Raw genomic sequence first — 21,090 nt, forward strand, 5'->3', positions numbered from 1 at the left:
GGCAACGTCGTCGGAGCACGACCGCGTCGATGGGCGGCGAGCCGTACCGCACTCCGCTCGCCGCCTGTCTCCGCGCCCTCGCCTACGCCCTTTCCCGGGGCGCCGGAGCGATCCGGGGCCACTGCCGGACGTCGATCCGCTGCGGAACGAAGCGGCCGGCGCCGTCCGAGCCCGTGAACCGGCCGTCGCGGGCCACCACCCGGCCTCGGGAGATCGTGAGCTCCGGCAGGCCCGCACCGGTCATGCCCTCGTACGGCTCGTAGTCGCTGCCCCAGCCCGCCTCGAAGGCCGGCCAGGTCCACTCCCGTCCGGGGTTCCACAACACCAGGTCGGCGTCCGCGCCCACCCGGATCACCCCCTTGCGGGGATACATGCCGAACGTCCGGGCCGGGCCGGTGGCCGACACCTCGACGAACCCCCGCAGGCCGAGCCGGCCACGGGTGACCGCGTGGTCCCACAGCAGGGGGACCCGCGCGTCCAGGCCGGGCGCTCCCGGCGGCAGCGCGGTGAAGTCGGCGGCACCCGGCAACTTGTGCTCCAGGCCGTAAGCGCAGTGGTCGGAGGCCACGCTGCCCAGGACTCCGGTGCGCAGCGCGTCCCAGAGGCGGTCCTGTGCGGCGGCGTCCCTGACGGGCGGCGTGATCACATACTTCCACCCGTCGGGACGCCGGTACACGGAGTCGTCCAGCACCAGGTAGTGGGTGCAGGTCTCCGCCTGCACCAGGACGCCCGTCTCGCCGGCCGCCTCGATGGCGGACAACGCCTCGCCGCCGGAGACGTGGTAGACGTACACCGGCGCGCCGAGTTCCCGGGCGAAGTGCGTCACCAGGCCGATCGCGGCGCTCTCCGCGCTGCCGGGCCGGCTGCGGGGGAAGCGGTCGATGGCCGCGGCGGAGTCGGCCAGCACCGCGGACCTGGCGTGTTCGAGGATGGCGTGGTTCTCCGCGTGGAAACCGGCGAGCCCGCCCGCCTCCGCCACGGCGGTCATCACCGCCCTGATCTCCCCGTCGTCGAGCCGGTCGTCGTACGTCGTGTAGATCTTGAAGGAGGCCAGGCCCTCGGCCACCAGGGCGGGGATCTCGCGCAGCCGCTCCGGGGTGATGCGGGCGATCACCGGGTGGAAGGTGTAGTCGATCACCGACGGCGCCGCCTCGGCCATGCGCTCGCGGGCCGCGGCCACGAGCGACCCGCCGGACGCCGGCACGAAGTCGATCACCGTGGTGGTGCCGCTGACGGCCGCCGCCCGGGTCGCCGAGCCGAAGTCGTCGAGGCTGCGGACGCCTTCGGCGATCGGCCAGGCGATGTGGGTGTGGGTGTCGATCCCCCCGGGCACCAGGACCGCGCCCGGAGAGGCCTCGATGATCCGCGTCCCTCGCAGGGTGCCGGGCGCGGCGAGCGCCGCGATCTTCTCGCCGCTGACGCCGAGGTCGGCCGCCTCGATGTCGTGTTCGCCCACGACGAGAGCGCCACTCACAACGAGGTCGAAGTCATCACGCACCAGACATCTCCCGACAGTGATCCATCAATACAGATCGATGTCTATCTCAGCAACCTCTTGGATGTCTAGTTCTATCAAATTTGAGGAAGATACTTGTATTATGACGATCGTAAATCTCCGTGGTGAAAGGTGACGCCGACATGACCGCTGCGCAGACCCATGGCCTCGGCAACCGGGACCTGCTCGACCAGTACCTCGCGGCGGGGTTCGCCGGACGCGTCGGATGGGGGGAGCGCGTGGCCCTCCTGGTCATCGACATGGCCGGAGCCTGGACGAGCCAGGACGAGATGATCGGCACCGACCTCGGCGGTGTGCTGGACAGCATCCGGCGGCTTCTGGAGGTCGTGCGCGAGCGTGACGACATTCCGGTGGTGTTCACCACCATGGCCTACGACGAGACCTACTCCGACCTTCCCCTCGCGAGCCGGCTCAAGACCCCGCACCTGGAGCGCATGATCCGGGGGTCCGAGCGCGTCCGGCTGGTGCCCGAGCTGGACCGCCGCCCGCACGAGGCGCTCATCGAGAAGCCGCGGGCCAGCGCGTTCTTCAACACCAACCTGCCGAGCATCCTCGTCGCCCAGCGAATCGACACGGTCGTCGTCGTCGGCTGCAGCACCAGCGGATGCATCCGCTCCACCTGCGAGAGCGCCCTCGACCACGGCTTCCGTGCCATCGTCCCGGCCGAGGCCGTGGGGGACCGCTCCGCCTCGGCCCACGAGGCCGCCCTCTTCGACATCAACGCCCGCTACGCCGACGTGCTGCCCATCGAGGAGGTCGTCGACCACATCAGGCGGCGCCCGCGGGCGGCCGCCACCGTCACGACTGACGGGTGAACATCAGCAACCGGTCGAAGATCCGGACCTGGTCGCTGCGGGAGAAGTCGGTGACCTCGTCGATCAGCCGGGTGAGGTGACGGGCCATCGCCTCCTCCGCGGCCGCCGGATCCCGGCGGCGGATCGCGGCGACGATCTCCACGTGCTCGGGCACCGACTGGCTCACGGTGCCGTGACCTCCGGTGATCACGTCGAGCACCTTCTCCAGCGGGAGGAGCGACTCGTTGAGCACCGCGCCCGCCAGCGCCCCCAGCAGGTCGCTGCCCGCGATGCGGGCGATCGTCCGGTGGAAGTTCATGCCGACCTGGCGGGCGTGTTCGTCGTCGTCCAGGCTCATCTCGTGACGGCGCAGGATCTCCTCGAGCCCCGCGACGTCGTCGTCGGTCGCCTTGGCCGCCGCCCGGCCGGCGATCTCCCGCTCGACGCCCCGCCTGGCGTGCAGCAGGTCGAGAAGCTGCTCCACCGTGCGGATGTCGAAGGCCCGGGTGAACTCCTCCTCATGGCGCTGCCGCGCGGACATCGCCTCGGCGCAGCGCCGCCCGTGCTCGGTCAGCGTGCGGCCCTTGCGCCCCGACGGCATGGTGAGGCCGAAGTCGTCCAGGCGCTTGAAGATCCGTGAGACGGTCGCCTCGCTGATCTCCAGCCCGCTCTCGCGCAGCTGGCGGCCCGCGAGCCGGGCGCCCACGGGACCGTCGGCCCGCCACACGATGCCGAGCAGCCGCTCCTCTTCAGGGTTCAGCTCAGGAGCGGCGCCGTTCACCGCGGGGACGTCGGAAGCCGATGGTCGCGCTCGCCTCGCCACTTTGCGAGCCTCCCCATCCTCGAAGGACCCCACTACGAAGCGCCCATGATATCGGTCCGCCCAGCGCCCGGAACGCCGTTGATCAGAGCGGGTTGTCGTGGGCGACGAGGGCGAGCTGGACGCGGTTGTCCAGGGTGGTCTTGGCGAGGATGCGGGAGACGTAGCTCTTGACCGTGCCGACGCTCATGTGGAGCTCGGCCGCGATGTCCGCGTTGGACATGCCCCGGCCGACCGCGGCGGCGACCTCGCGCTCCCGGCCGCTGAGCCTGGACAGGAGCCTGCGCGCGTCGTCGCGGCGGCGGTCCTCCGCCTCCGGCGCCAGGTGGGCGATCAGGCGCCGGGTGACGTCGGGGGACAGGATCGGCTCGCCCGCCACGACCCGCAGGACCGCGTCCACGATGCCCTCCGGCGGGGTGTCCTTGAGCAGGAACCCGCCGGCCCCGGCGCGCAGCGCGCCGAAGACGTGCTCATCGGCGTCGAAGGTGGTCAGGATGATGACGTGGGGAGGGCTGGGCCGCCGCCGCAGCAGGCGGGTGGCGTCGATCCCGTCCAGGCCCGGCATCCGGATGTCCATGAGCACCACATCGGGCGCGTGCGCGTCGACCGCGGCCGGGACGTCGGCGCCGTCGGCCACACCGCCCACCACGACCAGTTCGTCGGCGCCCCTGAGCATCAGCGTCAGGCCCGCCCTGACGAGCGGGTCGTCGTCCACGACCAGCACGCGGATGGCGCTCACACCGGCCATGGTAGCCAGACCGCCAGCCGGAACTCGCCTTCCACCACACCGGCCCGCTCCACCCGGCCGCCCGCCAGCTCGGCCCGCTCCCGCATCCCGGCCAGACCGGCGCCCTCACCCGCGGGGGAGCCGGGCACGAGAACGGAACCGGGGACGGACGTCGCGACGGGGTTGCGCACCTCGATGGTCAGCCCCCGGCCGGGGCCTCCGTCGAGGCGTACGGTCACCGGCCGGCCCGGGGCGTGTCTGCGGGCGTTGGTGAGGCCCTCCTGGACGATCCGGTAGGCGGCCCGCGCCGTCGCGCCCGGCAGGTCGGGCAGGCGCAGGCCGCCGTCGTGCATCTCGACCCGCACGCCCGCCCGCCGTACCTCCTCCACCAGGGCCGGCAGGTCGAGGACGGCCAGGACGGGCGCCTCGCGCAGGACCGAGATGACCTGGCGCAGCTCCTGCAGCGCCTGATGCGCGCTGGAGCGCATCACCGCGGCCGCCTCGACCACCTCTGCGGGGTCGGCCCGCGCGTTGAACTCCAGCGCCCCGGCGTGCAGCGCCAGCAGCGACAGCCGGTGCGCCAGCACGTCGTGCATCTCGCGGGCGATGGCCAGGCGCTCGGTGTGGCGGGCCTGCTCGACGCGCCGCCGCTGCTCCTCCCCGGCCCCGCGGAGCCGCTCCTCCAGTGACAGCACCAGCTGACGGCGGGCCCGCGCCAGCATCCCCCACCCGGTCAACGCCACCCCGGACAGCACCGCGACCAGCGCCCACACCGGGTACGGCGCCAGCCCCGGCGGCCGCAGCCAGAACCGGGCCAGCGTCGCCGCCACCCACGCGGCGCCCATCCCGATCGCGACGGCCGAACGCCGGTACAGGGCGGTCATCAGCGTGGCGATGCCCGCCGCGACCGACGCAGAGGCCGCGGGCACCGCCAGCGCCACGGCGACCAGCGCCGTGGTCGCCGGCCACCGGCGCGACAGCCACAGCGCCCCGCACGCCACCGCACCGCCGGCCGTGTCGGCGATCAGGTGCCATCCGGGAGCCGCGCCGAGGTCGCCTCGCACGACGACCGCCGCCGCGGCCAGCGCGCAGGCGACGCTCCCCGCCCGGATCGCCCGGTCCCGCCGGGTCCGCGCGGGGCCGGGCCGTACGTCTGCCGTCACGGACGCCCAGCGTAGTGACGGCGGGCCGGGCGGCGGCAGCAACCGAAGTCGACGCCGGGTTGTCACCTGGGTTGCCACGGACGGGACCCGGGGCGGCAGACGCGGGCGGTGCGCGCCGCACACGCTGGCCGCATGACGGCGAACAAGACGCGCGGCCGCCTGGCCGCACTGCTCCTCGCGGTGATCACACCGCTCGTGGCCGAGTTCACCCTCGGCAACCCGCCGCTGCGCATGGCCTGGCTCCTGCTTCTGTGGATCCCGATCTACGGCGCGGGCGTCGTCCTGGTACGCGAACTCGTACGCCGGGCCGGGACGGGCTGGACCGGGGTGCTGCTGCTCGGCGCCGCGTACGGCATCGTCGAGGAGGGCCTGGCGCTACAGGCGCTGAGCAGCCCCACGATGTACGGCGCCGCCGGATGGGCGCCACGAATCCTGGGCCTGAACAGCGCCTACGCCGAGCTGCAGATCCCCTACCACGCGGTCTTCAGCGCCGCGATCCCGATCCTCCTGACCGACCTGATCGTCCCGTCCCTGCGCGACCGGCCCTACCTGGGCGGACTCGGCACGTGGGTGGCCGGGGCGGTCTTCGTCCTCGGCGCGCTGCTGCTGCGGGTGACGGTCGTGACCTCCATCGACCCCGGATACCAGGCGCCGCCGGCGATCCTGGTGGGCTGCGCCGTCGCCGTGGCCCTGCTGGTGGCGGCCGGGCTGCGGCTGAGGTCCCGGCCCGGCGCGCCCTCCATCAGGCCGCCCGCCCCCGCGGTGGCAGGAACGGCCGGTGCGGTGGCCGTCTTCGGATTCCTGGCTCTGCTGTTCCCCTTCGGCGGCGCGACCCGGCCCGCCTTCACGCACGGCGGGTGGGTGGTCGTGCCCATGTCGGCCGCCGCCGTCGTGGCGGTGGCCGCCGCGTGGTCAATGCGCCGGTGGACGGCCGGTGACCGGTGGACCGACCGGCACGGTCTCGCCCTGGCCTCCGGCGCCTTGGTCGCCCACACCGCCTTCGGCCTGGTCTCCAACACCGACACGGCGGCCGACCGGGCCGGCCTCGCGGCCGTCGGCGTGGTCATGGCGGGCCTGCTGGCCGTACTGGGCCGCCGGGTCGCGGGCGTCACTTCTCGTCCGCGCCGGGTTTCGCGCTGATCGATTCCTGGTAGACGTCGGCGTAGGTAGGGGAGTCCTTGACCAGGTCGTCGCAGAACGCGGCGACGTCGGTGCCGATGAGTTCCACGACTCCCTTGCCTGCGGCGACACCCTCCTCGAAGAAGTCGACGATCCCGGGGAGCAGGGGCCCGTCAGGCAGGTCGATCGGTCCGACCTTGAACAGGTACTTCTGCATCTCCTTGTAGACGATCTGGTAGTCCGGCGGGAGAGCCTTGACCCGCGCCACGTGCGCCCGCCACTGTTTCTTGCCCTCGACGATGTCGTGGATGCTCACGTCAGCCTCCCAGCCGGCTCAGTTTCCTCGCGACGTTCCTGTTCAACTGCTCGCGCCACCGGTCGCGATAGGTTCGCGCCCCTTCTCCACCGGCAAGCGCGGTGCAGAAGCCACGGATGTCCTCGCCGAGCACGTCATGGGCGCTCTGCCCGTCCGCCGCCGCTACTTCGAGCAGCCCCAGGGCGGCGTCGAGGATCGGCATCAGGTTGCGGCCGGTGAAGTCCCCGTAGGGGAGGAGGTGGGCGATGATCTGTCCCCACGCCGCCCGGTAGTCGTCCGGCAGGGCCTCGGCCCGGGCTTCGAACGCCTTCCATTCCCTGGTGAGATCGCTGCCTGTGACCTTCTCCCAGAAGTTCATGTCCCGCCCTTCTTGAGCCTGTCGATGCGTGATGAGAGGTACTGCCACTTCGCCCAGAACTTCGTGAGTTCCTCGCGTCCGGCGTCGTTGAGGGCGTAGAACTTGCGCGGCGGACCGACCCCGGACGGTCGTTTCGTCACCTGGACGAGCCCGTTCCTCTCCAGCCGCAGCAGGATGGTGTACACGGTCCCCTCGATGACGTCGGTGAAGCCGAGTTCGTTCAGCTGACGGGTGATGGCGTACCCGTAGGTTTCCTCGCTGCCGATGATCTGGAGCACGCACCCTTCGAGGGTGCCCTTCAACATCTCCGTCAGGTCGTCCATCGCAGGTGCTCCTCAGCCCTTTCGGTACTACGTGCTACCGAGTACCACTATACGGTATCACCGAGTAGCCCCGCCCTGCCTCCACACCCCTGAATCCACCGATCGGTGGAGCCGCTCCACCGCGTGGGCGAGCGACCGATTCCACCGCCCGCTCGTGAGATCGGGCGATCCGCATGGGGTGCCTCCGTCGCGACGCTGAATCCCGTCAGGAACGAAGAGGCCCGCGCGGCCGGCGTCCTCGACGAGCGGGCCCGGATGGCTCGGGAGATCCACGACACACCGGCCCAGGGCCTGACCGGCATCGTCACCCAGTTGCAGGCGGCCGAGCACGCGGCCGACGACCCGGCCGCGTGGCGGCGGCACCACGCCGCGGCGACCGCGCTGGCCCGGGAGAGCCTGACCGAGGCGCGGCGCTCGGTGAACGAGTTGCGCCCGGAGCCGCTAGGCGGCCGGCCGGCTGTTCATCACCGAGGCCACGGTCAAGACGCACCTGCTCAACATCTATGCGAAGCTCGACGTCAACGACCGTGCGGCCGCGGTCGCGGAGGGTTACGACCGCGGCCTGCTCGGTGCTCCCGAGCCCCCGTGAACGTCGTGCCATCGGAAACGCCGACCGCCGAGGCCGGCAAGCCCGCCGCACTAGGCTGATGCCAGTGATCAAGCTGGTGGAGTGGACGAGGTTGGAGCCCTGGCGGGTGGCCCGTGCTCGGACCGACCGCGGTGAGACAGTGATCGTCAAGTGGATGGGACCTCATGCCGATGGCAGGCACGCCGAGGCGTGGCGGTTGTGCACGGAAGTAGCCGCACTGCGGTTTCTGACGGAGGACCTCCGCGTCGATCTGGCACCACGCGTGCTGGCGGCGGACATCTCTGCGGGACGCGTCATTCTGCAGGATCTCGCGCCACGGGTCGCACTGGACGGACTGTTGCGCAGCGATGGCATCGCCGCGCATGCCGTACGCCTGGAGGCCTTCGCTCGTGCCCGTGGCGAACTCGGCGCGTTGACCGCCGGACAGGCGGGGCTGTACTACCGGCGGCGAGCGAACCTGGGGCAGGTCGATCCGGACGCTGACCGGCTTGGGCGTGTGGCCGGGCTGCGCGAAGAGGGTTTGTCGCAGGCCGAGACCCTGGGAGTAACGATCAGCGGAGCGGTGGAACGGGAGTTTGCCCTTGCCCTTTCGGAACTGGCCGATCCGGGGCCCTTTCTGGCGCTGAGCAACGGCGATCCGGAAACCAACAACGTTCTGGTCCGCGCGGATGGGCCGACCGATGCACGCCTGATCGACTTCGAGTTCGCCGGATTCACCCATGCGCTGCACGATGCCGTCTGCCTGCATGTGCCCGGTCCGGCCTGGATGTGGGTGAGCATGCCCGCACAGCCCGGCGGCTCGGCGCCGCCGCCGCAAGTCGCCGAGACCTATCGGCGGGCTCTGGCGACCGGGGTGCCGCAGGCTGAGGACGATCGGCTCTACGGTGTCGCCCTGGCGGCGGCATGCGTGGCATTCGCGCTGACCCGTCTCTCGCGTCTGCCGGCACTGGACGGGCGTCCGGCGGGGGAGGACAGCCGCGCCCAACTCGTGACGACCTTGGAAGCCGCCGCCGACACCGCTCGGGCGCACCGTGCCCTGCCGCAGCTGACGGGCTTGTGCCGGCGCCTGGCCGAGACGCTGCGTTCTCGCTGGCCCGACGCGGATGTGGACATCGCTGCTCTGGATCCCTACACGCCGCGACGGCGCTGATGGCCTCAGCCACGAAGACGGCCAGACCGCACACAGGTGCTCAGCTGATGGCGCCCCAGGTGAGCGAGAGGCCGGTGGCGGCGCGTTCGGTACGGATCTCCATCATGCTGCCGAGGATGGTGGCGTGGTCGGACACCACGGGCGTGGCGTCGAGCGTGTAGGTGATCCGGGTGCTGACGAGCACCGGGCTGCCCTGCGGCTCCTGGAGGTGGCGGGCGGCGGCGGGGTCGAGCAGTCCCGGCCGGACCACCTCGGACGCCCGGGCGACCGCGACCCCCGCGTCGGCCAGGGCCGTGTAGAGAGAGACAGCGGTGAAGTCGCGGTCGCGGATCCGGTCGGCGACCGGCCGGCGGACCCAGGACACCTGGTGCACCGCGGGACGCCCCGCGAACTCGCGGACCCGCTCCAGCCGGAGGGCGGTGTCGCCGGGCCGTAGCCGCAGCTCGGCGGCGATCCGGGCGGGGGCCCGGCGCACGGCCCGCCCGGTCACCACGGTCCGCACGTCGTGGCCCTGCTTACGCAGGTCGTCGGCCAGGCTGCGGAGCGAGTCGAGCTGGTACGCCAGATGCGGCGGGGCGACGAACGTGCCCTTGCCGGGCCGCTGCACGATCAGCCGCTCGTCGCTGAGCTCCCGCAACGCCTGGCGCAGCGTCATGAGGGTCACCCCGTAGGAGGCGCTCAGCTCCCGTTGCGGCGGCAGGGCCTCACCGGGGGCGTAGTGCCCCGACCGGATCTTCGCGGCGAGGTCGGCGGCGATGACGCGGTATCTCGCCTCGTGCCCGGCGTCGGGGGTCCCGTCGGAGGTCATCGTGGTCGGTCACACTCCTGGTCGAGGGCCTGCCGCAGGGGCGCGAGGAAGTCCCGCAGGTCGTCCGGCCCGGCCCCGTCGAGCACCCGCCGCATGACCGCGGCGCCGACCACCACGCCGTCGGCGTGCCGGCGGGCTTCGCGGGCCTGGTCCGGGGTGGAAATGCCAAATCCTAGCAAGACCGGCCGGTCGGTGACGCGCCTGATCCGCCCGGTGAGCTCCGCCGCCGAGGCGGCGAGGGCGGCCCGCTCACCGGTGGTGCCCATCAGCGACACCGCGTAGACGAATCCGCGGCTTCGGCGCGAGATCTCCGCCAGCCGTGGCTGCGGCGTCGCCGGCGACGCCAGCAGGACAAGTTCGATCCCGGCTGCGGCGGCCACGTCCGCCAGCTCGTCCGCCTCGTGCACCGGCAGGTCGGGCACGATCAGGCCGCCGACGCCGGCCCGCCGCAACGCGTCGCAGAACGCCTCGGGGCCGTCGTGCAGCACCAGGTTGTAGTAGGTGCTGGCGACCAGCGGCACGCCCGGGTCCGGCAGGCCGGACAGGTCGGCGAGGATCCGGCGGGTGCTCGCCCCCCGGGCCAGTGCCGTGTCGCTCGCCCGCTGGATGGTGACGCCGTCCAGCGTCGGATCGGAGAAGGGCAGGCCGACCTCGATCGCGTCCGCCCCGGCGTCGGCGAACGCCCGCAGGTACTCCGTCCAGCCGGGCGTGATCCCCCCGGTGACGTACGGCATGAGCAGGCCGCGGCCGGTGTCCCGGCGGGCCCGCAGATGGCGTTCGACCGCGCCCGCGGTCAGGGTGGGGTTCGTCCTGTGGTTCGTCACAGCAGCTCCTTCAGGGTGGAGACGTCCTTGTCACCGCGGCCGGACAACGTCATCAGCACCGTCGATCCCGCGGGCAGGTCGCCGTCGCCGGCCGCGCGGATCACCCAGGCGAGGGCGTGCGCCGATTCGAGCGCCGGGACGATGCCCTCGGTGCGCGCCAGCCGTACCGCCGCGCCGACCGCCTCGTCGTCGGTCACGGTGACGTAGCGGGCCCGGCCCAGGTCGCGCAGGTGGGCGTGCTCCGGGCCGACTCCCGGGTAGTCGAGCCCGGCGGCGATGGAGTGCGGCTGGGTGATCTGCCCGTCGTCGTCCTGCAGGAACAGCGAGCGGCAGCCGTGCAGGACGCCGAGCCGGCCGCGGGCCGCCCCGGCGCCGCCCTCCGCCTCGACACCGACCAGGCGCGCCGGAGTGTCGGCGAACCCGGCGAACGTGCCGGCCGCGTTGGAGCCTCCGCCGACGCACGCGACCACGTAGTCGGGGACGCCGGTCCGCAGCTCGGCGGCGCACTGCCCGCGGGCCTCGTCGCCGATGACCCGCTGCAGCTCCCTGACCATCCAGGGGTACGGATCCGGCCCGACGACCGAGCCGATGCAGTAGTGGGAGTCCCCGGTCGCGCCCACCCAGTGCCGCATGGCCTCGCTGGTCGCGTCCTTGAGGGTGCGGCTGCCCGTGGTGACCGGGACCACCTCGGCGCCCAGCATGCGCATCCGGAAGACGTTCAGCGCCTGCCGCTCGATGTCGCGCTCGCCCATGAACACCGTGGCCTCCAGCCCGAGCAGCGCGGCGGCGGTCGCGGTGGCCACCCCGTGCTGGCCCGCTCCCGTCTCGGCGATCAGCCTGCGCCGTCCCATCCGGGCGGCCAGCAGGGCCTGGCCCAGCACGTTGTTGATCTTGTGGGATCCGGTGTGGGTGAGATCCTCGCGCTTGAGGTACAGCCGCACCCCCAGCGCCTCCGACAGCCGGCCGGCCGGGGTGAGCGGGGTCGGCCGCCCGGCGTGCACGGCGAGGAGCCGCGCCAGGGCGCCGCGGAACCCCGGATCCGCCCAGGCCTCCCGGAACGCCTCGGCCACCTCGCGGCACGCCTCCACCAGGGACTCCGGCGCGTACCGTCCGCCGTACTCGCCGAACCGGCCCCGCGCCCGGGGCTCGCCCATCGTCCCGTCCGGCGGGACCGGCTCCCGCCACAGCGACACGTCTCGCATGCCACGCTCCTGTCGTTCTATAACTCCTCGATGAGTTCTATAACAGTGAGTGTGACATGGGGCAGCGCGGGCACGCCACCACGGTTCCGTTCTCGTACGGCTGCGTCAGTCGGTGTGCGGCACTGAGCGGCGGCCCGGCCGCCGCGTCTCCAGGCCGGTCGTCGCCGGTCGCTTCACGAGAGGCCGGTGGGGAGCCTGGGGTGGAGCCGAAGGAAGGTCCGCAGGTCAGCCGCCGGCCGCGGACTGCTCTTCCGCCGCCTCCTGGAAGCTGACCACAGCGTCGCCGTACGTCCTCGCCCAGTCCGTCAGGACCGCGATGGGCTCGACGAGGGTCAGGCCGAGGTCGGTGAGGCTGTACTCGACCCTCGGGGGCGCTTCGGCGTAGGAGTGGCGCTCGACCAGGCCGTAACCCTGCAGCCTGCGCAGCGTGTGGGTGAGCACCTTGCGCGAGATGCCGCCGACGAGATCGACGAGTTCGCCGTGCCGGCACGGCCTGCGACTCAGCGCGAACAGGACGACGACCGCCCACTTGTCGGTGATGATCTCGATGGCCAGCCGAGCGGGGCAGTCGGCGAGGAAGACGCTTCCTGCTGAGTCGCGCATGAGCCGAAGGTTACCAAGAGGTACCTCACGGCTCATTAGCGTCCTTTTCCATGAGTACGCCACACACGAAAACCTTCGTTCTCGTCCACGGCGCCTGGCACAGCGGGCGCGTCTGGGACCGGGTCGTCCCCTTGCTGACGCGGGCCGGGCATCGGGTGTTCGCCCCCTCGCTCACCGGCCACGGCGAGAAGGAGCACCTGCTCGGTCCCGGCGTCGGCCTCGACACCCATGTCGCCGACATCGTCGCCGTCCTCGTCGGGGAAGAACTCACCGGCGTGATACTGGTCGGGCACAGCTACGCCGGGATGGTCATATCCGCCGTGGCCGACCAGGTCCCGGACCGGATCGCGGGGCTGGTCTACCTCGACGCGATGGTCCCGGCCGACGGCGAGACCGTGCTCGACGTCATGCCCCTGACCCAGCACCTGATCGACGCGGCCGCCGCCTCCGACGCGCCCTGGCGCATCCCGCCCATGCCGGAGGGGCCGGCGCCCATGGGCCTGTTCGGGGTGACCGATCCGGCGGACACGGCGTGGCTGCGCACGATGCTCGGCGACGAGTCGGTCCGCTGCTTCCAGCAGCCCGTCCGGCTGCGCAACCCGGCCATGGACGCGATTCCCCGGACGCACATCCACTGCGTCGGCGGCGCACCGAAGGGCGTCACCCGCCGTCCCGTGCCCCCCGTACAGCCCAACGGCACTCCGTCGCGGGTGTGGGAGTTGCGAAGCGGCCATGACTGCATGGTCACCGTGCCGGGCGAGCTCGCCGAGTTGTTGCTGGACACGACCCTGGTCGTCGGTCGCGATCGATCGTTCAGCTGACGCCGACGGTCTGCCGTTCGGGTTCGACGACGGCGACGACGCGCTCTTCCGTCCGGGAGTAGGGCCGACCGATGTACTTCGCCGAGATCTGGTCGATGATCTCCCAGGCCGCGTCGCCCTCGAGCCATCGGACGACCCGGCCGCGGACGATGACGGGCTCGAACGGGTTGTCGGCGGCCGTCAGGGAGAGCGCCACCCGGGGGTCTCGGCGCAGGTTGCGGGCCTTACGCGAGTGCGGGCCGGTCAGGAAGACGATGTGGTCGCCGTGGGTGCCGGCCCAGAGGGGGACGCTGTGGGGCGAGCCGTCCGGCAGGACGGTGGCGAGGTGGGCCAGCGAGGTGCCGTCGAAGGCGCGGCGTACGTCGGGGTTGAGCATCTTCTTCTCCCTGCGGGGTTTGTCGGTGGGTGATACGGCAGGGCCGGCGGCCCTCGCGCACCGCCGCGACCGCGTTCTCAACGCCGGTGCTTATTGGTTCCTTGAAGAGACTCCATGACCGTAACACGTGGAGTTCCTTCAGGGAACCCCAAATTGCGCACTGCGGCCAGTCGACGCACGCCGGCGATGTCGACCCACTGCCGGGCCCGGGCGCCGCCCGACCGAGGCGGTGGGTTCGCTACGGGCGGGTCGAGACGATTTCGAGCAGGTTGACGAGCTGATCGAGCTGGTCCGGGTCCAGGCGGCCGGTCCTGGGTGCCAGGGCACGCCGGACTTCGTCGTGCACTCGCTCGACCAGTTCGAGCCCGGCCGGGGTCATGTAGACATCGACGACCCGGCCGTCATCGGGGTTCTTGCCGCGCATCAGCAGCCCCCTGCGCTGGGCTCGGTCGATGAGGCCGGACATCGTGGACTTGTCCAGGCCGAGATAGGCGGCCAGTTCGGTGACGCGGGCGCGGCGATCGCGGAGGATGCCGAGCACCCGCAGCTGGGTGAGCGACAGGTCGTTCTCGCCGCCGACGCGGGTCAGCACGCCTGCCACCTCGAAGGTGGTCCGGACGAGGGCGTCCAGGGCATCGTCGGCGGCGGTCATGCCGTCATGGTAGCTCCGACATGGTTGGCAATCCCAACCAGCCGGAGCCGGCCCGCACGTACGGCGACTGGCTCCACCTGGATCACGCCGCCCCGTTGACATGGTTTGTATTACCAACCATTATGGCGATGGTTGGTAATGCAAACCACTTCTAGGGAGACCACCATGCACGCCGCCGTCATCCAGACCGCCGACGCCCCGCCGGTCTACCGCGACCACCCCGACCCGGCCGAGCGCCACGGCGACGAGATGGTCGTCGAGGTCCTCGCCGCCGGCCTGCACCATCTGACCAGGGCGAAGGCGAACGGTTCGCACTACTCCAGCAAGGGCGTGCACCCGCTCGTCCCCGGCGTCGACGGCGTGGTGCGCGACACGGAGGGCAACCTGCGCTACGTGGTCCTGGACGACACGGCTCTGGGGACGTTCGCCGACCGCACCCTCATCGACCCCCGTCGCAGCGTGATCCTGCCCGACGGCATCGACCCCGTACGGATCGCCGCCGCGATGAATCCGGCCATGTCGTCCTGGATCGCGCTGCGGCGGCGCGTCGAGTTCCACGCCGGTCAGCGCGTCCTCGTCCTCGGCGCCACCGGCAACGCCGGACGGATGGCGGTCCAGATCGCCAAGCTGTTCGGCGCCGCCCAGGTCATCGCCGCCGGCCGCGACACCGCCCGTCTGAGGGCGCTGACCGCGCTCGGCGCCGACGAGACGATCACCTACGACCAGATCGGCCGCGCGGCCGACGTCGACGTGGTCATCGACTACGTATGGGGTGAACCCGCCGCCGGCGCGATGATTCCGATGCTCACCGCCCGCGCCGACCGCACCGCCCCGCTGGCCTGGATCCAGATCGGGTCCGTCGCCGGCCAGACCGCGCCGATCCCCTCCGTGGCGCTGCGCTCCGCCCGCCTGCAGATCGTCGGCAGCGGCATCGGCTCGGTCCCCGCCCGGGACATCCTCGCCGAACTGCCGGAGCTGGCCTCGGCCGTGGCCGCGGGCGCGATCGACGTACGGGCCCGCGCCGTGCCCCTCGCCCAGGTCGCGCAGGCGTGGACCGCCGAGACCGACGACCGCATCGTCTTCGTCCCGTAGCCCCCACGCCCGAGATCGCCCTCCGGCCGGTCCTGTTCGGTCCGGTACGGCCTATGCGGAGGCGTTGGCGTATCGGCGGGTCAGGTGGGCGAAGGCGTCCTTGAGCTCGGCCGGGCCGACGACCTCGATGTCGGCGTCGAACCTGCCGACGGCGGCGGCCAGCCCGGTCCACGACCACGAGCCCAGGACCAGCCGGCAGCGGTCCGGGCCGAGCTCCTCGACGACCCCGTCGCGGACATAGGGGGACACCTCGGCCGCGCCCACGCCGAGGATCACCTCGCCGCGGCAGGGCCAGTCGCCGGAGCCGTCGGAGCCCCGGAACCTGGCGGACAGGAATGCCGCCACCGTTCCTCCGGGCAGCTCACGCGGGGTGAAGCGGGGCCCGGCCGGGATGCGCGGGGTGATCCGGTCGGCGCGGAAGGTGCGCCACTCCTCCCGGTCGAGGTCCCAGGCGACGAGGTACCAGCGCCCGCCCCACGTCACGAGGTGGTGGGGCTCCACCCGCCGCGGCGCAGGCCCCGGCGCATAGTCGAAGCGCAGCACCTCACGACTGTGGACGGCGGCGCTGATGGCCATGATCACCTCGGTGCCGACCTGTGGGGCCGGGCTCGGCGCGGCGCGCCCGACCGCGGTGACCTGGAGGGCGTCGATCCGGTGGCGCAGCCGTGCGGGCATGACCTGCCGTACGGTGTTCAGCGCCCGGGCCGAAGCCTCCTCGATGCCGGCGCTGCTGGTGACGGCGGTCTGGAGCGCGATGGCCAGGGCGACGGCCTGCTCGTCGTCGAACAGCAGCGGGGGCAGCTCCGTGCCGGCGTCCAGCCGGTACCCGCCGTCGGGTCCCTTAAAGGTCGTGATGGGATAGCCGAGCTCGCGCAGCCGGTCGATGTCACGGCGCACGGTACGCGGGCTGACCTCCAGCCGCTCGGCCAGCAGCGCTCCCGGCCAGTCCCGGCGTGTCTGGAGCAGCGAGAGCAACGCCAGCAGTCGCGCTGAGGTCTTCGGCATGGATTCAGTGTGCCGTAGGTAGTGGCCACATCCTGACCGCTACTCCTGCGACGGTTATCCCACATCAGGCGCTGCACGGCGTCCATAACCGATAGGAGCGGCATGTCCGTCAAGTCCGTCACTCATCTCAACTTCCGGGGCGACGCCCGCGCGGCGCTGGAGTTCTACCAGTCCGTCTTCGGCGGTCATCTCGCCGTCGTCACCTACAAGGACGCCGGGAACGTGCAGGACCCGGCCGAGGCGGACCAGGTGATGTGGGGCCAGGTGGTCGCCGGCAACGGCTTCCACGTGATGGCCTACGACGTGCCCTCGCGGCAGCCGTGGGACCGGGGCGAGAACTCGTTCTTCCTCTCGCTCCGCGGCGAGACCACCGAGGAGATCACCGCGTACTGGGAGAAGCTCTCCGACGGGGCCGTCATCGCGCAGCCCCTGGAACCCGCGCAGTGGGCTCCGCTCTACGGCATGCTGACCGACCGTTTCGGCGTCGTCTGGGTCGTGGACGTCGCCGTCGAATACACGGGCTGAGCAGCGGGGGCGTGACCCGGTGACCGTACTCGGCACCCGCGCGCTCGACCCGAAACACCGCCGCGAGCTCGCCGGGGTGAACCTCGACGAGCTCGCGCGGCGGGCCGGGCGGTCATCGCCGACGGCGAGCCGCGCTCGATGAGCGGGCTCGCGAGGGCGCCGGCCGCGCCGGCCCGCACCAGGCACGATCAGCCGGTGGGCTTACCGAACCAGCGGGAGAGGTGGTCGTCCAGGTCCCCTTGGTCGTCGCCGATCCAGGCGACGTGGCCGTCGGGACGTAGCAGGACGCAGGGAACATCCAGTGCCGCGGTGGGATCCGCGAGGTGGTCGACCCGGTCCGACCAGCCGCCGGCGGTCAGGCGTTCGGTGCGGTCCAGCAGCAGGCCGCGGCCGCGATGCAGCAGCCCGTAGAGGTGGCCCTGTTTCACGTCGATGTCGCGCAGGCGGCGGCCGAGCAGGTCGGGGCCTTCGCCGAAGTCGTAGCGGATGCCGATCGCGGTGATCTTCTCGATCAGGTGGCGGTTCACCTCGTCGAAGTCCATCAGTTCGGTGAGCAGCCTGCGCACGGCCTGCGCGCCCGGTTCGGCGGACAGCAGTTCCATCTGGGCGCGGGTGTTGTCCAGCACCTCCTCGGCGACCGGATGACGTTCGGCCTGGTAGGTGTCCAGCAGTGTGTCCGGCGCCCAGCCGCGGATCTGTGCGGCCAGTTTCCAGCCGAGGTTGAACGCGTCCTGAACGCCCAGGTTGAGGCCCTGTCCGCCGATGGGCGGGTGGATGTGTGCCGCGTCGCCGGCCAGCAGCACCCGCCCGACCCGGTAGCGCTCGGCCAGCCGCGTGGCATCCCCGAAGCGGGACATCCAGCGCGGGGAGTGCACCCCGAAATCGGTTCCGGCGACGGCGCGCAACTGCTGCTGGAAGTCCTCCAGCGTGGGCGGCTTCGCCCGGTCGCCGACTTCCGCGGCCGGGACGACGATGCTGTAGACCCCTTCGCCGAAGGGCCGGAGCCAGAATGGCCGCTGGGTCTCGCGGAGTTCGGCCGTCTTGGCGGCGATCTCCTCCCGCGACGCGCTCACGTGCATCTCGCCCATCAGCGTGTCGTTGCGTGAGGGCTCGCCCGGGAAGCCGACGCCGAGCAGTTTCCGCACCGTGCTGCGCGCGCCGTCACAGCCGACGAGGTAGCGCGAACGCAGCTGTCGCCCGTCGGTCAGCTCGACGGTCACACCCTCGTCGTCCTGCTCGAAACCGGTGACCGCGCAACCGCGCCGGACCTGCGCACCCAGTTCGATCGCGTGTTCTTCGAGCAGTTGTACGATGACCGGCTGCGGGATGCCCAGCAGATAGGCGTACGCGGAGTCCAGGCCCTGGGGCACGGGTTTGGGGATGGCGGCGAAGAAACCGCCGGCCGGACGCTGTCTTCCATGCGGGAGAACGCGCTCGAGCAGTCCGCGCATCGCCATCAGTTCGAGACTGCGAATATGCAGACCGACTATGCGGATGAACGACGCGGGCTCGGTCTCCTTCTCCAGGACGAGGACCCGTACGTCGTGCAGCCGCAGTTCGGCGGCCAGCATCGCACCGGTCGGACCGCACCCGGCGATGATCACATCGAACATGAACGGCGCGCGGTCGCGCTCGGTCACATCGTCCGACGACGGCTCGGAGGCGAACGGAAAGTCCATAGGTGTTGCCTTTCGGGAGTGCCTTGTTGGCGAGGCGCTCCCGGCGACACCTACGTCGATCGGCCGGCCGTGACGGGAAGGGGGAGCACCCACGTCGATACAGCGTTCATGGGTCTCACCTCCTCGGGCGGTGTCACGGTCGACCGCAAGCTACAAGCCCGAGCATCATCCCGTCCAATCCTTTTCCGAGCCGGGACGGCTGTGCGGAGCATCCGTGATCAGGGGCCTGACCGCGTCAGGCCCGCGGCTTCAGGCGCCCGCCGGTCCGCTGTAGTCGGTGACGGCGTAGACCTCCAGGAGCCTCTCGACTCCGCGGAGGAAGGTTTCGCTGATCAGCACGGGGTCGAACAGGCAGCCGGCGGCCATGGCGCCGTCGCGCATCATCACGAAGTGGCGGGCGGCGGGCTCGGCGCCGGTCTCCTGGATCTTGGCCAGCAGTTCCGTGACGGTCTCCAGGAACCATTGGCGGTGGGCGAGCACGGCCCTGTGGACCGGGGACTCGGGGTCGGGATACTCGGCGGCGGCGTTGAGGAAGGCGCATCCCCGGAAGCCGGGGGACTGGATGCCCTGGACGATGGACTCACTGAGGGCCCGGATGGTGCCGGCGGCCGGTAGTCCGGCGGCCATGGCCTCGTCCGCCTGGCCCCGTATGGCTCGGTCGACCTCGTTCAGATAGGCGAGAACGAGGTCTTCCTTGCCGGGGAAGTGCCGGTAGAGGGTGGCCCGTGTCACCTGCGCTTCGGCGACGATGCGATCGATGCCGACGGCGTGGATGCCCTCCGCGTAGAAGAGCCGGGTGGCCGTGCTGAGCAGCCGGGACCGCGCTTCGGACGGCCGGCCTTCGGATTGGCGGGACATACCGCCATCCTAGTGGGTAGAACGTTCGGTCTTGACAGCCTGCGTCGCCGATTGCCATGCTGAGCCGCGATAGAACGTTCGGTCTACCAAGCGCGGCCCTTGCCGGTCGCCCCCTGATCGCAGAGGCCGGACGCGTCGAACCGCTCTCCTCGTCGCTCATCCGCTGGAAGGATCACCATGAGCACCATCGCCGCTTCGCCGGGTATTTCCGGGACCGCGTCCGCACTGCGGCGGCTGTACTTCGTCCGGTTCGCGTTCGCCGTCGTCTGGGCCCTCGCGATGTTCACGACCGCCTCGAACCTGGGTCCGCTCGCGGTCACCCTGCTCGTGCTCTACCCGCTGTTCGACGTGGCCGCCGCCATCGTCGACGCCCGTGCGTCGCGCAACACCGGATCATCTGCCCTGCTGTACGTGAACATCGCCGTCAGCCTGGTCACCGCCATCGGCGTGGCCATCGCCTGCGCGTCCGGCATCCCGGCGGTGCTGCGCGTGTGGGGCGTATGGGCGGTCGTGGCCGGGCTGGTCCAGTTGCTCGTGGGTGTCACTCGCCGCAGGATGAGCGGTCAGTGGCCGATGATCATCAGCGGCGGGCTCTCCGTACTCGCCGGTGCGTCCTTCATCGTCGGTGCCGCCTCGGCCGGCCCGACGCTGATCAACGCGGCCGGCTACGCCATCCCCGGCGGCGTCTTCTTCCTCATCTCGGCCCTCCGTCTCGGCCGCGCCGCGAAGGGAGACTGAAGCCGTGGCGGGCCGGGTGGCCCGCCACGGCGGCATTCCCTAGTCTCCGGCCATCACGACGAACGCGAATCCGCTGCTCGTCGTACGGCGCAGCGGAGTGTCGCACTTGATCCGGCGGAGCACCTCGTTCCTGCTGAGGCCGAGTCCCTGGGCGATGAGCCGGTCGGGGCGCACCGGCACCGGGTCCTCGAAGACGACCTCGACCTGGACCGGCCACGCCCCGTCGACCCGTGCCGCCGGGGTGTCCAGCCGCCAGGCCCCCGTCCAGTCCAGGGTGAAGCGGTTGCGCCGGGCGAGCAGCGGATCCAACAGCCTGGACGCCACCAGTTCCGGATCGTTGACGCGGTAGCCGTGGAGTTCGGCCGGATCGAGGGATCTCACCGGCACCCGCTCGTGCACGGTGAGCTTGCTCGTCCGATCGCAGGACACGCAGCGGACCAGCAGCCACACGTCCAGCAGCTTGCCGTTGGCGTTGACGCGGAACCTGCCCTCGCCGGTGGTGGCCGACTCCGACGGGCAGCCCACGCAACGCACCGTCAGCAGAGGCAGCCTGGTCCGGCGGACGACCCAGGGCAGCACGATATGAGGTTGTGAAGACATGATCTCTCTAGACCTGACACGAGGCCGATTAGGCGCGGCCTCGGACGCCGTGCGACCGGGCGCGCGAGGGCAGCCCGGCGAGACCGACGGGAGCGTCGGCTACGGGTGAGCGGAAGAAGGTGTCAGGTCTGAAGAGCAGGCGGGGTCACGCGGTTCTGTCCTCGGTCCTCACTGCTACGGGCCGCAGGCAAACTACGGGAACACGGAAGGACGGCTCAACCGGTTTTCCGCCTCAGCCCGGGGCGAGGACGCAGAACTCGTTGCCCTCCGGGCGGCCAGGCGAAGCCCACCGGTTCGACGTTGGTCACGCCGGGCCCCTCGCTGGAGACGCCCCAGCCGAGCGCCTCCGCCCAGAACCGGCCGAGGGCCGAGTCGTCCCGAGCCTTGTCCGGGCACCGGCCGGCGGCTCCGGGCGGAGAGGAGCGCGGAGAC

25 protein-coding genes and 3 pseudogenes are annotated in these 21,090 nt (G+C 71.5%); 10 read left to right on the plus strand and 18 right to left on the minus strand.

Translation table 11 applies throughout. The features are described from left to right. Window positions 1–82 precede the first annotated feature (82 nt). Complete coding sequence (hydA, locus tag HHX37_RS23975; RefSeq protein WP_182886856.1) at window positions 83–1,498, minus strand: dihydropyrimidinase; 1,416 nt, start codon at window positions 1,496–1,498, stop codon at window positions 83–85. A 140-nt stretch (window positions 1,499–1,638) separates the two neighbouring features. On the opposite strand from hydA, the gene HHX37_RS23980 reads away from it, so the two are divergent. Continuing rightward, a complete protein-coding gene (locus HHX37_RS23980) occupies window positions 1,639–2,331 on the plus strand; it encodes an isochorismatase family protein (RefSeq protein ID WP_182886857.1) in 693 nt (230 codons plus the stop codon). Here the strand turns inward: HHX37_RS23980 and HHX37_RS23985 are convergent. The 3 genes from HHX37_RS23985 to HHX37_RS37880 all read right to left on the minus strand — a co-directional run bounded on the left by HHX37_RS23985 (window position 2,315) and on the right by HHX37_RS37880 (window position 5,020). After that, complete coding sequence (locus HHX37_RS23985; RefSeq protein WP_182886858.1) at window positions 2,315–3,133, minus strand: FCD domain-containing protein; 819 nt, start codon at window positions 3,131–3,133, stop codon at window positions 2,315–2,317. The two genes, HHX37_RS23980 and HHX37_RS23985, sit on opposite strands and share 17 nt — an antisense overlap. Before the next feature lie 82 nt (window positions 3,134–3,215). Then, a complete protein-coding gene (locus tag HHX37_RS23990) occupies window positions 3,216–3,878 on the minus strand; it encodes a response regulator transcription factor (RefSeq protein ID WP_182880996.1) in 663 nt (220 codons plus the stop codon). Continuing rightward, window positions 3,866–5,020, minus strand: coding sequence for a sensor histidine kinase (locus HHX37_RS37880; RefSeq protein ID WP_182886859.1), 1,155 nt, complete (start codon window positions 5,018–5,020; stop codon window positions 3,866–3,868). Before HHX37_RS37880 ends, HHX37_RS23990 begins: the two co-directional genes overlap by 13 nt. A 132-nt stretch (window positions 5,021–5,152) precedes the next feature. Between HHX37_RS37880 and HHX37_RS24000 the strand changes: the two genes are divergently transcribed. Next, window positions 5,153–6,160, plus strand: a complete 1,008-nt coding sequence (locus HHX37_RS24000; protein WP_182886860.1) for a hypothetical protein — start codon at window positions 5,153–5,155, stop codon at window positions 6,158–6,160. On the opposite strand, the gene HHX37_RS24005 is transcribed toward HHX37_RS24000, so the two are convergent. The 3 genes from HHX37_RS24005 to HHX37_RS24015 are packed head-to-tail and all read right to left on the minus strand — an operon-like array spanning window position 6,129 to window position 7,136. Continuing rightward, window positions 6,129–6,455 carry a DUF1048 domain-containing protein gene (locus tag HHX37_RS24005; RefSeq protein WP_138460728.1) on the minus strand — a complete coding sequence of 109 codons (327 nt, stop codon included), beginning with the start codon at window positions 6,453–6,455 and terminating at the stop codon, window positions 6,129–6,131. The genes HHX37_RS24000 and HHX37_RS24005 overlap by 32 nt on opposite strands. A 1-nt stretch (window position 6,456) precedes the next feature. Continuing rightward, on the minus strand, window positions 6,457–6,813 hold the full coding sequence (locus tag HHX37_RS24010) for a DUF1048 domain-containing protein (protein ID WP_182880993.1): 357 nt from the start codon (window positions 6,811–6,813) through the stop codon (window positions 6,457–6,459). After that, a complete protein-coding gene (locus HHX37_RS24015; protein WP_111699650.1) occupies window positions 6,810–7,136 on the minus strand; it encodes a PadR family transcriptional regulator in 327 nt (108 codons plus the stop codon). The genes HHX37_RS24010 and HHX37_RS24015 overlap by 4 nt, the downstream gene beginning before the upstream one ends. 216 nt (window positions 7,137–7,352) lie before the next feature. Here HHX37_RS24015 and HHX37_RS24020 point away from each other — a divergent pair. From HHX37_RS24020 to HHX37_RS24030, 3 genes and pseudogenes are all read left to right on the plus strand, one after another. Further along, a pseudogene (locus HHX37_RS24020) lies at window positions 7,353–7,580 on the plus strand (histidine kinase); the annotation flags it as partial. A 1-nt stretch (window position 7,581) separates the two neighbouring features. After that, a pseudogene (locus HHX37_RS24025) lies at window positions 7,582–7,725 on the plus strand (LuxR C-terminal-related transcriptional regulator); the annotation flags it as partial. Between the two features lie 64 nt (window positions 7,726–7,789). Then, entirely contained in the window at window positions 7,790–8,875 is a 1,086-nt protein-coding gene (locus HHX37_RS24030) for a hypothetical protein (protein ID WP_182886861.1), read from the plus strand. Between the two features lie 40 nt (window positions 8,876–8,915). On the opposite strand, the gene HHX37_RS24035 is transcribed toward HHX37_RS24030, so the two are convergent. From HHX37_RS24035 to HHX37_RS24050, 4 genes are all read right to left on the minus strand, one after another. Further along, entirely contained in the window at window positions 8,916–9,683 is a 768-nt protein-coding gene (locus tag HHX37_RS24035; RefSeq protein ID WP_182886862.1) for a GntR family transcriptional regulator, read from the minus strand. Then, window positions 9,680–10,507, minus strand: coding sequence for a tryptophan synthase subunit alpha (gene trpA / locus HHX37_RS24040; protein ID WP_182886863.1), 828 nt, complete (start codon window positions 10,505–10,507; stop codon window positions 9,680–9,682). Before trpA ends, HHX37_RS24035 begins: the two co-directional genes overlap by 4 nt. Further along, the gene (gene trpB / locus HHX37_RS24045; protein ID WP_208758942.1) at window positions 10,504–11,709 is read right to left on the minus strand and encodes a tryptophan synthase subunit beta; all 1,206 of its coding nucleotides are present in this window, start codon (window positions 11,707–11,709) and stop codon (window positions 10,504–10,506) included. The genes trpA and trpB overlap by 4 nt, the downstream gene beginning before the upstream one ends. 225 nt (window positions 11,710–11,934) lie before the next feature. Then, window positions 11,935–12,312: a winged helix-turn-helix transcriptional regulator gene (locus HHX37_RS24050; RefSeq protein WP_182886864.1), complete on the minus strand. Its 378-nt coding sequence runs from the start codon at window positions 12,310–12,312 to the stop codon at window positions 11,935–11,937. 50 nt (window positions 12,313–12,362) lie between these two features. On the opposite strand from HHX37_RS24050, the gene HHX37_RS24055 reads away from it, so the two are divergent. Beyond that, window positions 12,363–13,133 (plus strand): alpha/beta fold hydrolase, encoded by a 771-nt coding sequence (locus HHX37_RS24055; RefSeq protein WP_182886865.1) that lies wholly within the window; start codon window positions 12,363–12,365, stop codon window positions 13,131–13,133. On the opposite strand, the gene HHX37_RS24060 is transcribed toward HHX37_RS24055, so the two are convergent. Further along, on the minus strand, window positions 13,126–13,509 hold the full coding sequence (locus HHX37_RS24060; RefSeq protein ID WP_182886866.1) for a TIGR03618 family F420-dependent PPOX class oxidoreductase: 384 nt from the start codon (window positions 13,507–13,509) through the stop codon (window positions 13,126–13,128). The genes HHX37_RS24055 and HHX37_RS24060 overlap by 8 nt on opposite strands. Before the next feature lie 238 nt (window positions 13,510–13,747). Continuing rightward, window positions 13,748–14,161, minus strand: coding sequence for a MarR family winged helix-turn-helix transcriptional regulator (locus tag HHX37_RS24065; protein WP_111699630.1), 414 nt, complete (start codon window positions 14,159–14,161; stop codon window positions 13,748–13,750). A gap of 165 nt (window positions 14,162–14,326) precedes the next feature. On the opposite strand from HHX37_RS24065, the gene HHX37_RS24070 reads away from it, so the two are divergent. After that, window positions 14,327–15,253: a quinone oxidoreductase family protein gene (locus HHX37_RS24070; protein WP_182886867.1), complete on the plus strand. Its 927-nt coding sequence runs from the start codon at window positions 14,327–14,329 to the stop codon at window positions 15,251–15,253. Between the two features lie 51 nt (window positions 15,254–15,304). Here HHX37_RS24070 and HHX37_RS24075 read toward each other — a convergent pair whose 3' ends face one another. Beyond that, a complete protein-coding gene (locus HHX37_RS24075) occupies window positions 15,305–16,258 on the minus strand; it encodes a helix-turn-helix transcriptional regulator (RefSeq protein ID WP_182886868.1) in 954 nt (317 codons plus the stop codon). A 102-nt stretch (window positions 16,259–16,360) separates the two neighbouring features. On the opposite strand from HHX37_RS24075, the gene HHX37_RS24080 reads away from it, so the two are divergent. After that, the gene (locus tag HHX37_RS24080; protein WP_182880983.1) at window positions 16,361–16,783 is read left to right on the plus strand and encodes a VOC family protein; all 423 of its coding nucleotides are present in this window, start codon (window positions 16,361–16,363) and stop codon (window positions 16,781–16,783) included. A gap of 19 nt (window positions 16,784–16,802) precedes the next feature. After that, complete coding sequence (locus HHX37_RS37050) at window positions 16,803–16,925, plus strand: hypothetical protein (RefSeq protein ID WP_259403591.1); 123 nt, start codon at window positions 16,803–16,805, stop codon at window positions 16,923–16,925. 46 nt (window positions 16,926–16,971) lie between these two features. Here HHX37_RS37050 and rox read toward each other — a convergent pair whose 3' ends face one another. Then, window positions 16,972–18,396, minus strand: coding sequence for a rifampin monooxygenase (rox, locus tag HHX37_RS24090; RefSeq protein ID WP_220503126.1), 1,425 nt, complete (start codon window positions 18,394–18,396; stop codon window positions 16,972–16,974). A gap of 315 nt (window positions 18,397–18,711) precedes the next feature. Further along, window positions 18,712–19,320, minus strand: a complete 609-nt coding sequence (locus HHX37_RS24095; RefSeq protein WP_182886870.1) for a TetR/AcrR family transcriptional regulator — start codon at window positions 19,318–19,320, stop codon at window positions 18,712–18,714. Window positions 19,321–19,497: 177 nt separating this feature from the next. On the opposite strand from HHX37_RS24095, the gene HHX37_RS24100 reads away from it, so the two are divergent. Next, window positions 19,498–20,058, plus strand: coding sequence for a hypothetical protein (locus HHX37_RS24100; RefSeq protein WP_182886871.1), 561 nt, complete (start codon window positions 19,498–19,500; stop codon window positions 20,056–20,058). A gap of 39 nt (window positions 20,059–20,097) precedes the next feature. Here HHX37_RS24100 and HHX37_RS24105 read toward each other — a convergent pair whose 3' ends face one another. Both HHX37_RS24105 and HHX37_RS37055 read right to left on the minus strand, forming a co-directional pair. Beyond that, window positions 20,098–20,637 (minus strand): DUF1062 domain-containing protein, encoded by a 540-nt coding sequence (locus HHX37_RS24105; RefSeq protein ID WP_310738101.1) that lies wholly within the window; start codon window positions 20,635–20,637, stop codon window positions 20,098–20,100. A gap of 293 nt (window positions 20,638–20,930) precedes the next feature. Then, a pseudogene (locus HHX37_RS37055) lies at window positions 20,931–21,044 on the minus strand (VOC family protein); the annotation flags it as partial. Window positions 21,045–21,090 lie beyond the last annotated feature (46 nt).

The sequence above is a fragment of the Microbispora sp. H10885 genome, from assembly GCF_014161415.1.
In the GTDB taxonomy this organism is placed as follows: Bacteria; Actinomycetota; Actinomycetes; order Streptosporangiales; family Streptosporangiaceae; genus Microbispora; species Microbispora triticiradicis.